This is a genomic window from Nonomuraea sp. B12E4, from assembly GCF_039871825.1.
Classification (GTDB): Bacteria; Actinomycetota; Actinomycetes; order Streptosporangiales; family Streptosporangiaceae; genus Nonomuraea.
Window position 1 is genome coordinate 1 of sequence record NZ_JBDPME010000064.1, and the last position, 15,693, is coordinate 15,693.

Consider the following 15,693-nt stretch of genomic DNA (forward strand, 5'->3'; position numbering starts at 1 on the left):
TCACCCAACTCCTCCACCGCACCCGCACCACCAACCTCGACGCCTACACCCACCAAGACCTCCCCTTCGACTACCTCGTCGAAGCCCTCAACCCCAACCGCTCCCTCGCCCGCCACCCCCTCTTCCAAATCGCCCTCGCCTTCCAAAATGTCGCGTCCGTGAACTACTCAGATCTGGACATCACGGAGGAGGAGATCCCCGGCTCGATCTCCCGGTTCGATCTCGCCTTCTTCCTGACCGATCGCCACGACGACACCGGTGCCCCCAACGGCATTGAGGGCAAGGTCGAATACGCCACCGACCTGTTCGACCACGCCACCGTCGAACAGCTCATCCACCGGCTGCAAACCCTCCTGACCGCCGCCGTCGCCCACCCCGACGCCCCCATCAGCGACCTCGACATCCTCCTCCCGGGAGAACGCCGGCAAATCCTCGCCGATCACAACAACACCACCACCCCACAACCCCACACGACGATCGTCGAACGCTTCCACCGCCAAACGGCCACCACCCCCGACGCCATCGCCGTCACCGACGGGATCACCACCCTCACCTACCGCCAACTCAACGAACGCGCCAACCAACTCGCACACCACCTCATAACCCACCACCACGCAGGCCCCGACACCTACATCGCCGTCGCCCTCCCCCGCACCACCGACCTCCTCACCACCCTGCTCGCCATCCTCAAAACCGGCGCCGCCTACCTCCCCATCGACCCCGACTACCCACCCACCCGCATCAACCTCCTCCTCAACGACGCCCAACCCCAACTCCTCATCACCACCAAAACCACCAAACTCCCCCCCACCAGCACCCCAACCCTCCACCACGACGACCCCGGCATCACCGCCCAACCCACCACCAACCCCAACACCACCCCACACCCCCACCACACCGCCTACCTCATCTACACCTCCGGCTCCACCGGCCGGCCCAAAGGCGTCATGGTCTCCCACGCGGCCATCGCCAACCGCCTGGCCTGGATGCAGGCCCAGTTCGGGCTCACGCCGGAGGACCGGGTCCTGCAGAAGACGCCCGCGGGGTTCGACGTCTCCGTCTGGGAGTTCTTCTGGCCGGTCATCGAGGGCGCGACCCTCGTCATGGCGAAACCGGAAGGGCATCGCGAGCCGGACTACCTGGCCGCGCTGATCCAGCGCGAGCGGATCACCACGATCCACTTCGTACCGTCGATGCTCACCGCGTTCCTCCAGGAACCTGCCGCCAAGGCGTGCCGCACCCTGAAGCGGGTGATCTGCAGCGGAGAAGCGCTGCCCGCCCAGTTGGCGGAGCGGTTCCGCGCCTCACTCGACGCCGACCTCTTCAACCTCTACGGGCCGACGGAAGCGGCGGTGGACGTCACCGCCTTCCACTGCACCGCGGACCTGCCGGGCGCCTCCGTCCCGATCGGCCGTCCGGTCTGGAACACCCAGATGTACGTGCTGGACCAGCATCTGCGGCCACTGCCGCCCAACGTCCCCGGCGAGCTCTACATCGCCGGCGTCCAGCTCGCCCGCGGCTACCACGACCGCCCCGCCCTCACCGCCGAACGCTTCGTCGCCAACCCCTACGGCACCCCCGGCACCCGCCTCTACCGCACCGGCGACCTCGCCCGCCGGCTTCCCGACGGCACCCTCGACTTCCTCGGCCGCGTCGACCACCAGGTCAAACTCCGCGGAGTGCGCATCGAACTCGGCGAGGTGGAGAGCACGATGCTGACCCATGACGCTCTCGCCGAAGCCGCCGTGACCGTCGATGTCGACAGGCGAGGCGAGCAGCGGCTCATCGGCTACCTGGTCCCCGACCGGACGAGTGCGGCCCCGGTCCGGACGCTGCTGACGTTGGAGAGGTCGGGGCGCGCCGAGGGTGTGCCGCACTTGACGTTCCCCGACGGTACATGCGTCTTCTACCGCAACCGGTCCGAGACGGAGTTCCTGCGCGAGGAGATCTGGGAGGGCGAGGAGTACCTGCGCAACGGCATCGCCATCCCCGAGGACGCGTGCGTGTTCGACGTCGGCGCGCACATCGGCATGTTCACGCTGTACGTCGCGGCACGGGCGCCCAAGGGGGTCGTGCACTCCTTCGAGCCGATCCCGGACCTGTTCCAGGTGCTCGCACTCAACGCCGAGCTCCATGGTGTCAACGCGCGGCTGCACCCGATGGGCCTGTCCGACACGGCGGGGACGGTGGAGTTCGCCTACTACCCCGAGCTCTCCATCCTCTCCGGGCTCTACGCGGACGAGGACGAGGACCGGGCCGTGGTCAAGGCGTACACGGAACAGGCATGGGAGGAGGCCGCGGCGCCGGGCGCGGAGGACGTGCGCACCCTGATGGACGAGCTGGTGACCGACCGGATGCGGCAGGAGATCGTCTCCTGCGAGGTACGGACGCTGTCCCAGCTGATCCGCGAGACCGGCGTGGACCGGATCGACCTGCTGAAGATCGACGCGGAGAAGAGCGAGCGGGACATCCTGCGCGGGATCGAGGACGCACACTGGCCGATCATCGATCAGATCGTCGCCGAGGTGCACGACGTCGGGGACCGCCTCCACGAGATCACGGAACTCCTGCGGGCCAAGGGCTTCCAGGTCGCGACCGGCAGCACCTCCGCGTTGGACCGGACCCACCTGGTCACCCTCTATGCCGTGCGCGAGGCGCGCGAGACGGCCGCTCCCGTGCCCGTCCCGCGCTGGTCCGACCCGGCCCGCCTGGTCGACGACGTACGCGAACACCTCAGGGATCGCCTGCCCCCCTCCATGGTTCCGGACGCGCTGGTCGTGCTCGACGCGCTGCCGCTGACACCCAACGGGAAGCTGGACCGCCGCGCGCTGCCCGCCCCTGGACGTACGGACCGCAGGGCGCACAGGGCGCCGCGGACCCGCCGCGAGGAGGTCCTGTGCCGGTTGTTCGGCGAGATCCTCGGGATCCCCGAGGTCGGCATCGACGACGACTTCTTCGAACTGGGTGGCCAGTCGTTGCTGGCGATCCGCCTGATGAGCAGGGTCCGCGCCGAGCTGGGCGGCGAGCTGAGCATAAAGGCCGTGTTCGAGGCCCCCACGGTCGCCTCCCTGGCCGATCGGATCGGCGGGCGGAACAGCCGGGAGGACGTGGCCGTCCTGCTGCCGATCAGGGCGGAGGGCAGTGAGCCGCCGCTCTTCTGCGTCCACGAGCTCTACGGCCTGAGCTGGGTCTACCGCCGGCTCGCCGGCTATGTTCCCGCCGAGGTCCCGGTCTACGGCCTGCAGGCGCGCGGGATCCTGGAGCCGGACAAGTCGCCCCGCTCCGTGGAGGAGATGGCGCTCGACTACGTCGCGCGGATCCGGTCGGTCGCGCCGCGCGGGCCGTACCGGCTGCTCGGCTGGTCCTCCGGCGGGAACGTCGCGCACGCCGTGGCCACCGCGCTGCAGCGGCAGGGCGACGAGGTCGCCCTGCTCGCGCTCCTCGACTCCTATGTCCCGGAATGGCATCGCGGGCAGAGCCACGACGACGAGGACGCGGTCCTCCACCGGATCGTCGAGTTCCTGGGGCGGGCCGACGGCCGGGAGTGGGACAGAGAAGGCGTTCTGGCGCTGCTGCGGGAGGAGTACGGCGGCTGGGAACAGCTCGGCGAGTGGATATTCCCGGCGTTCGTCGATGCCGCCGTCACCACCCGAGCGATCGTCCGCGAGTCCGAGCCCGAGGTCTTCAAGGGGGACATGCTGTTCTTCTCCGCCGAACACCCGGGATCCGAACGACACGGCCCGCACCACGGCTGGGCGCCCTACGTCACCGGACAGGTGGAACGGCACCCGGTTCCCGGCGAGCACAACGACATGATGGAGCAACCGGCCATCGCCGAGATCGGTGCCGTCCTCGCCCGGAGGCTGACCCCGCCGACCGGCGGCACCGCGCCGGGGAGCGCCTCGTGACCCAGGCAGACCGGCTCGGCCAGGGCGGGGACCGGCTCCCCGACCCGGGCATCCCCGTCCTCGGCCCGATCCGGCCGACGCCGGACCACGAACGGACAGGGATGGGTTCAGGACTGAAACAGCAGGTGGAGTCGCTGGCCGCGACAATGGCGCCGACTCCGCTGGTCCCCCTGGCCGACGAGCGGCTGGACCTCTTCGCCAAGCTCGAGTTCAGCAACTTCTCCGGCAGCGCGAAGGACCGATCGGCGCTGTGGATCCTGCGCCAGGCGATCCTGCGCGAGCAGATCACGGAGAAGTCGGCTCTCGTCGAGTCGTCCTCCGGCAACTTCGCCATCGCGCTCGCGTCCTTCTGCGCCTCGCTCGGTCTCGGGTTCATCCCGGTGATCGATCCCAACGTCAACAGGACCACCGAGAACTTCCTGCGGGCGATCAGCACCCGCGTGGAGAAGGTGACCGACCTCGATGACACCGGCGGGTATCTGAAGTCGCGGCTCAACCGCGTGCACGAACTCCGCGACGAACTGCGCGACTGCTTCTGGCCGAACCAGTACGCCAACATGGACGGAGCCGACGCGCACTACCGCTTCACGGCGGCCGAGCTGTGCCGCTCCCTCGACCGGATCGACTACGCCTTCGTCGGCGTCGGAACGGCCGGGACCATCGTGGGCCTGTCCAGGCGCCTGAAAGAGACGCACCCGCGGCTACGCGTGATCGCCGTCGACGTCGAGGGCTCCGTCATCTTCGGCGGGGCTCCGGGCCGGCGGCGCATCCCCGGCATCGGCTCCAGCATCGTCCCCCCGCTGCTGGAGCACGCGCTCATCGACGAGCTCGTCGTCGTCCCCGAGTACGAGAGCGTCGCCGGATGCGTCCGGCTGTGGCGGCGTCACGGAATCTACGCGGGCGGGTCCAGCGGTGCCGTGTACGCCGCGATCCAGCGGTATTTCGCCGATTATCGCGGGCCTCGTCCCCGTGTCGTGTTCCTGTGCGCCGACCGCGGCAACGCCTATGCCGGCACCGTCTACAACCCGCGATGGGTCGCCGAGGCCTACCCGGAGCGGATCGGCAACCTCTTGGTCACCTCACCGGTGTCGGTGTGATTGGAGAAGTGAACATGCCCTATGCCCCGCCCGAATCCCTCCTTGTCGTACGCGGCGCCGAGGTCACCGAGCAGATCGACGGGAACCGGGAGGCCTGCCTGGCCGCCGTGCGTGCCGCCTACCTCGCGCATGCCCGCGGGGACTCGGCCCTGCCGCACAGCAGCTTCCTGCGCTTCCCCGGGCGGGAGCGGGATCGGATCATCGCTCTGCCCGCCTACCTGGGAGGAGGCTTCGACGTCGCCGGCGTGAAGTGGATCGCCAGCTTCCCGGAGAACGTCCGCCACGGGCTGCAGCGCGCGTCAGCGGTGCTCGTACTCAACGACGTCGAGACCGGGTTCCCGTACGCCTGCCTGGAGTCCTCGGTCATCTCGGCCAGCCGTACGGCCGCCTCCGCCGCGCTCGCGGCGCAGGAGCTGATCGGCGCCAGGCGGGCCGAGCGGGTCGGCTTCGTCGGAACCGGGCTGATCGCCGACCACATCAGGAGGTTCCTGATGGAGCTCGGCTGGGGGATCGGCGGGTTCCGGCTGTTCGACCTCGACCACGCGGCGGCCGAGCGGTTCTCCCGTGCCCTGCGGGAGGACGACATGCCTGACGTCAAGGTCGTCGATGACGTCCGCGAGGCGTTCTCCGCGTGCGACCTGGTGATCCTCGCGACTGTGGCGGGCACCCCGCACATCGACGATCCCGCGGTGCTGCGGCACGCCCCCACCGTGCTGCACGTCTCGCTCCGGGACCTGGACCCGTCCCTGATCGCCGCGGCCCAGAACGTCACCGACGACGTCGACCACGTCATGCGCGAGGGGACCTCCCTGCACCTGGCGGAGGAGCGGTTCGGTCACCGTGACTTCGTCGACGGCACCCTGGTGGACGTGCTGGAGGGCCGGTTCACCCGCGACCCCGGGCGGGCGGTCGTCTTCTCGCCCTTCGGGCTGGGCGTGCTCGACCTGGCCGTCGGCAAGTGGGTCCACGACAGCGTGGCCGAGCGCGGGGGAGGAAGCCCTGTACCGGGTTTCTTCCCCGCGAGCTAGCCGGGCCGACTCCATGGACGGGGCATTCATCGAGATCAACGGCCTCACCCGCACCTACAGGAGCAAGGGCGGCGCTCTGGTGCACGCCAACGTCGACCTCGATCTGGCCGTCTCACCGGGGCACGTCTTCGGCCTCCTGGGCGCGAACGGCGCGGGCAAGACGACCATGGTCATGCAGATCCTGGGCCTGCTCACCCCGACGTCGGGCTCGATCCGGGTGGCGGACGTGGACGTCGTGCGGCGGCCCGAAGCGGTCAAGCACATCGTGGGCTTCCTGCCGCAGACGGGGCTCGCGATGCGGCTCATCGAGGTACGCCGGGCGATCGCCTACACCGGCCGGCTCCGCGGGCTGACCGGCGAGGCCGCCCGGCGGCAGACCGACGAGCTGCTCGACGAGCTGGGCCTCGGCGCCTACGCCGACCGCTATGTCAACCGGTTGAGCGGCGGCCAGCTGCGGCTGGTCAACCTCGGCATGGCCTTCATCGGCAAGCCGCGGCTGCTGGTCCTGGACGAGCCGACGAACGAACTGGACCCGCGCAGCCGCCACATGGTCTGGGACGCGCTGCGGCGCCGTAACGAGCAGGACGGGACGACCGTCCTGCTCGTCACCCACAACGTGCACGAGGCGGAGCGGGCGGTCCACCGGGTGGCCGTGATGAACCACGGCCGGATCGTCGCCGAGGGGACGCCCGGCGAGCTCAAGGAGCACCTGGGCGGCCACGTCCGCCTGGACCTGCGCCTGAAGGAGGGCGAGGCGCTCACCCACGCCGAGACCGAGCGGCTGGCCGCCTTCGGCACCCTTACCGCCGGCGGCGCGGACGGGGAGAACACCTGCCGGACGACGGCACAGAACCCACACCGGGCGACGACACAGTACGTCATCCACACGGAACCGGACCGGGTCGGCACCCTCATGGACATGGTGGTGTCCGACGTCGGACTGAAGCGCGTGGACGACTTCCGCGTGGCCCGGCCCACGTTGGAGGAGGCGTATCTCGAACTGGAGGCCACCGGAGGCGACTCCCTGGCCGCACCCGAGGTCCCCGCCGCTCGCCGTCCCGCTGAGGATCCCCCCGCCGCCCTCCGTCCCGCTGACATCCACCCCGCCGTTCGCCGTCCACGCGGGACCCAGGTACGCGAGCTGATCGGCCGGCGGACGCGCGAGCTCGGCCACCTGTGGCTGGAGCAGATGCTGGGAGCCCGCACCACGTGGGTCTGGAACGTGCTCTTCGGCGTCCTCATGCCGCTCGCCATGGTGTTCGGCATGACGAAGATCGGGACCGGCCTGACGGACCGCGCGAGCATGCTCTACATCATCAGCGGAGCCACCGTCTTCGCCCTCACCACCGAAAACGTGAGCAACCTGGCGCAGCGGGTCGGCATGCTCAAGGCCGAGGGCACGATCATGTACTACGCCTCGCTGCCGATCAGCAAGGTGTCCTTCATCTCGGCCCTCATGCTGTCGCGGCTCCTGCTGATCACGCCGGGCCTGCTCACGCCCATGGTGGCCGGCGCGCTGCTGTATGACCTGGAGCTGGCACCGTCGCCGCTCCTGCTGCTGGTGCTGCCGCTGTCGGCGCTGTCCCTGGCGTCGCTGGGCATGATGATCGGGAGCCTGTTCGCCCGGGTGGACATCATCGCCATCGTCACCAACATCCTGGTCTTCGCGCTGCTGCTGATCGCGCCCGTGATGATCCCGGCCGCGGCGCTCCCCGCGCCGCTGCAGGTCCTGGGGTGGGCGTTGCCGCCGACGTACGCGGCCGACGCGGTCCGCAGGAGCATGAACGGGGACGTGGGGACGGCGCTGACCGTCGATCTCGTCGTGCTCGGGGGGATGGCGCTGCTCGGCCTGATCGTGTCGGCCCGCTGGCTCCGCTGGCGCTTGTGAGAGCTCCGGGGCGCGGGCACGCCGTCACACCGGCGATGCACCGGTGATCTCGGCCACCGCCCGGGCCGTCACACCGGCGACGTACCCGTGATCTCGGCCACCGCCCGGGCCAGGCGCTCGTCCGCGTCCCGCCACGACGCCGTCCAGGTGTTCAGGCGGGCCCGGTGGGCCGTCGCGCTCCGGCGGGCCTGTGTGACCGCCCAGGCGCGGGACCGGGGACCGGGGCCGCCGCCGTAGTCGGCGGCGGCGCACACCCTCGCCGCGTCGTCCGGCACGTCCTCAGGCGCCTCGAAGTGGCCCCGGTCGGCCAGGACCTCGCCGAGCGAGCCCGCCGCCCCGTCCAGGACGAGACGCACGGCCAGCCCCACCTCGTGGTGGGCGCGCCGGAAGGGCACGCCGCGCCGGACCATCTCCTCGGCGATCGCCGTCGCCGCGGTCATGCCGTCGTTGGCGCGCCGTTCCATGGCCGAGGCGTTCACGGTCGTCCCCGACAGCACCTTGACCAAGATCGTGGTGGCCTCGGTGCTCTCGCTCAGCGCGTCCCAGACGTGCCCGGTCGCCTCCGTGCCGACGGAGATCGAGTTCGTGTACGGCTCGCCGCGCATCGCCGTGGCGGCCGCGACGAAGGCCCCCAGCGCCGCCGAGGCCTTGCCCCGTACGTGTTCGAGCACGAACGGGTTGCGCTTCTGCGGCATCATCGAACTTGAGCCCACCAGATCGTCGGGCAACCTGAGCAGACCGAACTCCTCCGTCGACCACAGCAGCAGGTCGGTCGCGACCCGGCTCAGCAGCACGCCCAGCGTCGCCGCGGCGGCCAGGATGCGCAGCACCAGGTCGCGCGCGGCGACCGCGTCGACCGAGTTCGGGACGGGCGCGGCGAACCCGAGCAGCTCGGCCGTCCGGCTCGCGTCGATGGGGATGGAGGTGCCCCCCACCGCTCCGGCGCCCAGCGGGCAGGACGCCAGCCCGTCCCCGGCGGACAGCAGCGCCTCCACCTCGCGGGCCAGGGCGCCGGCTTGGCCGACCAGATAGTGACCGTAGGTGATGGGCACCGCGGGCTGGAAATGGGTGTGGGCGGGCATGACGGACTCGCCGTACCTCCTGCCCCGGTTCAGCAGGACGAGTTCGAGCCTGATCAGGCGCAGCACCAGCTCCGCCAGGGGCTCGCGCAGGCCGATGCGCAGGCACGTGGCGTTGAGGTCGTTGCGGGAGCGTCCCGTGTGCAGCAGCCCGCCCACCTCCTCACCGAGGGTCTCGATCAGGTAGCCCTCGTACGCGAGGTAGAGGCCGCGGGGCGCCGGGCGGCCCTCGATCGGCCCGAAATTCCGGCGGCGCAGGTCGGTGACGGCCGCCAGCAGGGCCGCGGCCGCCTCGCGCCGCACGATCCCCCGCTCCGCGAGCATGACCACATGGGCCAGGTCCACCCGCGTGATGCGGTCCAGCTCGGCCCTCCATGGCGCGGCCCGCTCCCAGCGGGGCTCCAGCAGCATGCGCTGGAGCGTGGGATCCAGCGCGGTCGTCAGGCGTCCGGTGTCCGATCCACTTGTCGTCGCCGTCATCTCACGATCCCGTCCGTATCTCCGTCCTGAGCCTGCTCAGCGACTCCCCGGCCGCCGCACCGGCGGCCTCGGCGGTGCCGGCCAGCGCGATGACGTGGCCCAGGCGGTCGCGGAAGTCGCCTTCCAGCCGGAGCGCGCTCCCGGCCTCCTTGTAGATCCGCACCTCTGTCACGCCGGGGACCGCCGTGGCGTCCTCCGTCCCGTGCACGGCGACCAGCTCTCCTTCCTCGTCCGGGACGAGGAAGCGGATCGAGCTCGCCAGGGAAGCGGCCGGAGCCGGCCGGGGCGGGCGCGGCGGCAGGCCGGCGAACGCGCGTACGGTCTCCTGAATCAGGTCCACACCCGTGGCCTGGTGGACGAGCCGGGGGATCCAGCCGCCCGCCAGCCGCGGATTGACCTCGATGATCACTGGTCCGTCGGGCCCGAGGCGCAGCTCGACGTGTGCGGGCCCGAAGGAGAGACCGAGCCGGGCGACCGCCTGCCGGGCGACGTCGCGCAGGTCGTCCTCGTCCTGCCGGGAGAGCTTCGCGGGGTGGTCGTGGCCCACTTCGACGAAGTAGGGGGGCCGGCCGAGGTGTTTGCGCGTCACGCCCACGGGGGCGCCGTCGAAGAGCTCGGCGGAATACTCCTCGCCGGGGACGTAACCTTCGATGAGGATCCGCGCGGGCACCGGACGACCGCGTTCGTCGGTCCGTACCGCGAGTAGTTCGCCCGCGTAGCGGACCGCTTCCGGGGCGGAGCCGCACAGCCGCACGCCGCGGCTCCCGCTGCCGGAGACGGGCTTGACGACGACCGGCGCACCGAGCCGGGCTACCGCGGCCGCGGCCTCGTCCACGGAGGACACGGCGGCGAAGCGCGGCACCGGGACGCCACCGGTCCGCAGGAGCCCGCGCTGCCGCTCCTTGTCACGCGTGGCCGCGACCGCGGCCGGGTCCTCCCCGGGCAACCCGAGGCGGCCGGCGACGGCCGCCGCGACCTCCACGTAGTAGTCCGAGCTGGTGCCCACGCCGGCCAGCGGGACATCCGCGTGCCGGTGTCCGGCGGCGGCCAGCTCCTCGCACGCGCGAAGGACGTCGGACACCTCGTCCGTCCGGGCGGGGACGATCTCCGGCTGGTCGTCCCCGAAGCGGTACCTGGAGGCGTCCTGTGTGATCAGGACGGGGCGGAGGCCGAGCTCTCGGGCTCGCCGCACGAAGAGGCGGCCGGTTCCGGAGGTGTTGCTCTCCACCAGGGCGAGTACCCGGTCGCTCATCTGGCCTCCACCGCCTCCACGACCTCCCGGCGGGTGCGCCGTCTCCAGGGATACCGGCTCCAGACGTCCTGGAGATCGCCCGGATGCGCGATCTCCAGGGGCTCCGGGCCGACCTCGACGTCGGCGAGCCCCTCCCGGCGCAGCCAGCCGTCGTGGTAGACCGTCCGCTGGTAGCGGTGCCCCTCGTCCGGCATCACGGCCAGCACCGTGGCACCCGGGTTGCGCCGTGCCCACCACTGGGCGACGTGGTAGGAGGCACCGCTGGTCGGACCCATGTAGAGCGTGTGCTCGGCGTGCAGCCGCCGGGTCATCTCGAAGGCGTCCCCGGCCGGGACCCAGTGCACCTCGTCGAACAAGGAGTGGTCCAGCACCTTCGGCAGGAGCCCGTTCCCGAGGCCGCGCAGCCGCCGTCTGCCGTTCGGCGCGCCGAACAGGACGCTGCCGGGGGTGTCGACGCCGATGAGCACGAGTTCCGGCCAGAGCAGCCGGAGGAATCCGGCGATGCCGGTGGAGGAGCTGCCGGAGCCGACCGGGCAGACGAGGGCGTCCAGGCGGCGGAAGGACTCGCTGATGAGTTCGGCGACCCGCCCGTAGGCGTTGATGTGCATCGGATTGTCGTACTGTCCCGGGGTGAAGGAACGGGGATGGCGCGCACGCAGGCGTGCCACGCGGTCGAGGCGTGCCTGCTGGATGCCGCCACTGCGGGTGGCCTGCCCGCTGACGATGCTCACCCGGGCGCCCAGCGCCTCCAGCCGGCGGCGCAGGTGGATTTCGATGGCCGGGTCGCCGACCAGGATCAGCGGGAGGCCGAGCCGGCGGCAGACCATCGCCAGGCCGAGCCCGTAGGTTCCCGACGTGGTCTCGATGACGGTGGTCTCCTCGGTCAGCTGCCCCTGCTCCAGGGCGCGCCGCAGCACGAACTGCGCCGGCATGAGCTTCATGAGCTGGAACGCGGCGGCGTACACGCCACCCGACAGGCGGATGAGCCGGGGCAGGACCGTCGATTCGACGGCGTCCGTGAACGGCTCACGGCTCCGGAACGCGCTCATCGTCCCCTTCCGTGGAGAATTGCCAGGTTTGGGAGATACCGAGCCGGAAGAGCCCGCGCAGAGCCAGCTCCGTCTTCCGGGCGAGATCGGGGTCGGCGGCGTCGAAGACGAGGCCGGCGACACTGCCACTGTGTGCCACCTGAATGCCCGCCGCCCGGGAATCCTCCATGATCTGGAGCAGCCTCGGGAAGTGTTCGATCGGCAGGAACCGCTGGTTCAGGCGCGCGCTCGCGGTGGCCACCCGCCCCAGGGCCTCCACGTCCCCCTCGATCGCACCCCGGCGCAGCAGACCGCGCAGCGCCCGGAAGCTCTCGATCTCCCACAAGCTGTACCGGGGCGGCGCGAAGGTGAGGGTGTCGACCGGGTCGGGGCGGGCAGCGAAACCCACCACCTTGATCTGTGGCATGCGTACGCGGAAGTCCTCGATGATCAGACCTTCCCGGTGGGCGAACAGCAGCATGCGGTCGAACATCAGCGGGTCCGCGGCGCGCTCGGCCTGGACCGCGATCCTTGCGATCCGGCTGGTCGGCAGCCTGCGGTCGCAGGCGTTCAGTACCGCCCTGATCGTGGCGATGACGTCACAGGTGGAGGACCCCATGCCGAAGCCCGTGGGGATGTTGCTCCGCACCGTCACCGTCCCGCCGGCCGCTTTCATGTCCAGGATCTCGGCGGTGGCCTGCGCGGCCCTCAGGGCCTTGGTCTTCCACGGGGGATCCACCGTCCACGTCGGCGTCTCCTCGGAGACGCGGACGGTCACCTCGGTACCCATCGTCGGGCACGGCAACGTCACGAGTCCCCTGTGTAGGCCGTCGGACCACTCGAACACACCCTGCAGCAGCTCACCGTGGTGACCGTGCGCGATCCCGTGTCCCTCGCGGGAAATCCGGCCATGGGCCGCACGATCGAACTCGGGGGGAGCTAGCAGGGTGCCTCGGGGAACGACTTCAGCACCTGACGTCCGGTCATTCCCGAATCCATTTCCGATACCTGGATGGCTGCTCAAGCTGCCCCCTTATTTACCTGCCGTCGCTTTCCGGTCCACGTTCCGACGAAACCCGCCATGCGGGCGCCGGCTCGTCCGTACAGCTCCGAATTGCACCTTATCGAAACTCGCCTTTTCTCCACCCGGCGAAATCTCCGGGTTTTACCTGGGCGAACGGCCGCCTGTTAGCGCTGTTTTAGGAATGACTTAGCGACTGCGGGACGATCGGGGATCGGGGGCTCGGTCAGGCTGATCGCGGGACCGCCAGGCCGTTGTGAGCCGCCCGGCGCGCCAATGCGAACTCCACCACCTGCCTGCCGACCAGCGCGAGTTTCGGCTCGACGGCCGGGCTGGGCGTGCCGCCGGGCAGCGCCGTCGCGCTGTCGACCGCCACGCCCAGCGGAGTCGGCCAGCCGCGCAGTGAATGCACGATATCGCGCAGCGCGCGCATCGTGTTGACCGGCCCCTGAACGCCCGAGCCCACGGCCACGCAACCGACCGCCTTGTCGTTCAGGTACGGGTTCGGGTGGTCCCGGAGTTCTTCCAGGTAGTCCAGGGCATTCTTGAGCAGGCCGGACACCGAGCCGTGATGGGAGGGAGACCCCAGCAGCACGCCGTCCGCCGCCGCCACCGAGGCGAGGAGATCGTCCGCCGCCGGCTGGTGAGCCGGCGAGCCGTACAGCGGCAGCCGCAGTTGCTCGCCGCAGTAGAAGATCACGTGGGCGCCCAGGAGTTCGGCGTGAGCCGCCGCCACGCGCAACAGCCTCTCAGTGGACGAATTCGCCGACTGGCTTCCGCACAGCGCCACCACCGTGATCATGCCCATGTCGCTCACCGCATTCTCCGCAGCGGCGGCCGGCTCGACTTCGCCGCCCCGTCCAGGGCTTCCGCCATGCCCGCGACGCTCGGATTCATCATCATGTCGCGCAGGGGCAACTCGACGCCCATGACGCTGCGTATTCGGGTGAGCAGGCGGACGGCCATCAGGGAATGGCCGCCGAGGTCGAAGAAGTTGTCGTCGCGGCCCACGGCGGGTATGTCCAGGACCTCGGCGAAGAGCCCGCTCAGGATCCTCTCCCGCTCGCCGACGGGTCCGCGTGCTTCCTCGCGGGTAGCCGTGTACGCGGGCAGCGCGGTCCTGTCGACCGTGCCGTCGGGCGTCAGCGGCAGAGCCTCCAGCAGCACCACATGGCGGGGAACGAGCGAGTCGGGCAGCGCCTCCGACGCCTGGCGCCTGATCGCCGAGGGGCCGGCCGCAGGCTCCTCCGGTACGACGTAGGCCAGCAGGCCGGTCTTCGCGTCCGCATCGGCCACCACGAAGGCCCGGGACACCAGGGCGCAACCCTCCAGCGCGGCGGCGACCTCCGCCGGGTTCACCGGCACGCCGCCGATCGAGACCTGGTCCTCGGCCCGGCCGACGATGTGCAGATCCCCCTGGCGGGTCCATTTGGCCAGGTCTCCCGTCCGGAACATGCGCGCGCCGGGAGGTCCGAAGGGGGTGGCCACGAACGTCTCCGCGGTCTCGGCCGGCCTGTTGACGTAGCCGAGCCCGAGCCCGTCCCCGGCGACGTACAACTCGCCGACCACGCCGTACGGGACGGGGCGCAGTGCGTGATCCAGCACGTACACCTGCGTGTTGCGGAGCGGCGCGCCGGCCACGGGCACGCCGGGCGCGGGCGGCCGCTCGGCGGAGTGGCGCACGGCGACGCAGATGCCGCTCGTCTCGGCATACCCGTGACCGCGCGCGACGCGTGCCTGCCGCGAGGCGAGATCGGCCCCGGGGTCGGGCGCGGGGTCCTCGCCTCCCAGCACCACCGTGCCGCCGCGGATGAGGGTCGCCGCCAGGTTCGCGTAGTCGTCCATGGACACCGGCCCACCCGGCAGCCGCAGGACCGCTTCGTCCTGCTGCTCGCCGGCAAGGCACTCCACCCGATTGGCCAGCCCGCGATGGGTGATCATGACCCCTCGCAGGCGGCGGCCCGGATCGGCGGGGTAGATCACGAACGCTCCGTCCGAGAACCCGCCGCTCCTGCGGCGCCCCACTGCCCGCGTGCCCGCCTTGACCCGAGCGCTCGCCTCGGCCATGATCTCCTCGGTCAGCAGGAGGCGCGGCGCGCCGGCGGGCAGCGTGTCGTGGGCGTCCGCGTCGCAGACGACGAGATTGGGCATCGCATCCGCCAGGACGGCCGCGACGCGTCCCCCCTGCTCACCACCGGGCACCGGGAGACACACCGCTCCCGCCTTCAGCACACCAAGTACGGCCTCGACCAGCCCGGCACGGGGCGACACGGACACCGCGACGATCTCCCCGCCCCGCACGCCACGCTCCTCCAGCAGGAGCGCGACGGCCTCGGACCGCCGTTCCACCTCCGCGTAACCGGCCTGCCCCGCCTCGGTCACGACGGCGACGGCCTCGGGCCGGCTCCGGCCTTGGGCGCTGATCGCCTCCGTGACCTCCAGCTCGCCCCTCGGATGTGCCGTGGCGTTCCTGAGCACGACGAGTTCGTGCAGATCCGCATCGCTCAGAACCGGCAACCGGTCGACGGGCAGCGACGGATCGGCGGTCGCCGCCGCGAGCAGGCGCTGCCACGCGGCGACGAAGAACTCCATCGTCGCCTGGTCGAACAGGTCGTCGGCGTACTGGATGAAACCCTCCAGGCCCAGCTCCGAACCGTCCTCCGCGAAGCGCTCGTTGACCTCGATGACCATGTCGAACCGGGAGATCGGGTTGTGGATCTCCTCGTCCGTGATGTCCAGTCCGGAGTAGTCCACGGAGGCGACGTTCTGGAGAACCAGCATGATCTGGAAGAGGGGGTGGCGGGCGAGGGAGCGGTTGGGGTTGAGGGCTTCGACGAGGTAGTCGAAGGGGAGGTCTTGGTGGGTGTAGGCGTCGAGGTTGGTGGTGCGGGTGCGGTGGAGGAGTTGGGTGA

10 protein-coding genes are annotated in these 15,693 nt (G+C 70.8%); 4 read left to right on the forward strand and 6 right to left on the reverse strand.

The window, feature by feature from the left end:
* The 4 genes from ABGB18_RS48985 to ABGB18_RS49000 form a co-directional block, all read left to right on the forward strand.
* A partial coding sequence (locus tag ABGB18_RS48985) for an amino acid adenylation domain-containing protein (protein ID WP_347702599.1) occupies positions 1-3,908 on the forward strand: 3,908 nt, incomplete at its 5' end.
* Positions 3,905-5,005, forward strand: coding sequence for a 2,3-diaminopropionate biosynthesis protein SbnA (gene sbnA / locus ABGB18_RS48990; RefSeq protein WP_347702600.1), 1,101 nt, complete (start codon positions 3,905-3,907; stop codon positions 5,003-5,005). The genes ABGB18_RS48985 and sbnA, both read left to right, overlap by 4 nt.
* A 14-nt stretch (positions 5,006-5,019) precedes the next feature.
* Entirely contained in the window at positions 5,020-6,033 is a 1,014-nt protein-coding gene (gene sbnB, locus ABGB18_RS48995; RefSeq protein ID WP_347702607.1) for a 2,3-diaminopropionate biosynthesis protein SbnB, read from the forward strand.
* 13 nt (positions 6,034-6,046) lie between these two features.
* On the forward strand, positions 6,047-7,921 hold the full coding sequence (locus ABGB18_RS49000; protein WP_347702601.1) for an ABC transporter ATP-binding protein/permease: 1,875 nt from the start codon (positions 6,047-6,049) through the stop codon (positions 7,919-7,921).
* Positions 7,922-7,989: 68 nt separating this feature from the next.
* Here the strand turns inward: ABGB18_RS49000 and argH are convergent, their stop codons facing one another.
* The 6 genes from argH to ABGB18_RS49030 form a co-directional block, all read right to left on the reverse strand.
* A complete protein-coding gene (argH, locus tag ABGB18_RS49005) occupies positions 7,990-9,480 on the reverse strand; it encodes an argininosuccinate lyase (protein WP_347702602.1) in 1,491 nt (496 codons plus the stop codon).
* A gap of 1 nt (position 9,481) precedes the next feature.
* Positions 9,482-10,732, reverse strand: a complete 1,251-nt coding sequence (locus ABGB18_RS49010) for an ATP-grasp domain-containing protein (protein WP_347702603.1) — start codon at positions 10,730-10,732, stop codon at positions 9,482-9,484.
* Positions 10,729-11,781 carry a pyridoxal-phosphate dependent enzyme gene (locus tag ABGB18_RS49015; protein WP_347702604.1) on the reverse strand — a complete coding sequence of 351 codons (1,053 nt, stop codon included), beginning with the start codon at positions 11,779-11,781 and terminating at the stop codon, positions 10,729-10,731. The genes ABGB18_RS49010 and ABGB18_RS49015 overlap by 4 nt, the downstream gene beginning before the upstream one ends.
* Complete coding sequence (locus tag ABGB18_RS49020; RefSeq protein ID WP_347702605.1) at positions 11,759-12,550, reverse strand: GHMP kinase; 792 nt, start codon at positions 12,548-12,550, stop codon at positions 11,759-11,761. Before ABGB18_RS49020 ends, ABGB18_RS49015 begins: the two co-directional genes overlap by 23 nt.
* A 457-nt stretch (positions 12,551-13,007) precedes the next feature.
* Positions 13,008-13,589: an NAD(P)H-dependent oxidoreductase gene (locus tag ABGB18_RS49025; RefSeq protein WP_347702608.1), complete on the reverse strand. Its 582-nt coding sequence runs from the start codon at positions 13,587-13,589 to the stop codon at positions 13,008-13,010.
* A 5-nt stretch (positions 13,590-13,594) separates the two neighbouring features.
* Positions 13,595-15,693: AMP-binding protein (locus ABGB18_RS49030; protein ID WP_347702606.1), on the reverse strand; the 2,099-nt coding region annotated here is incomplete at its 5' end.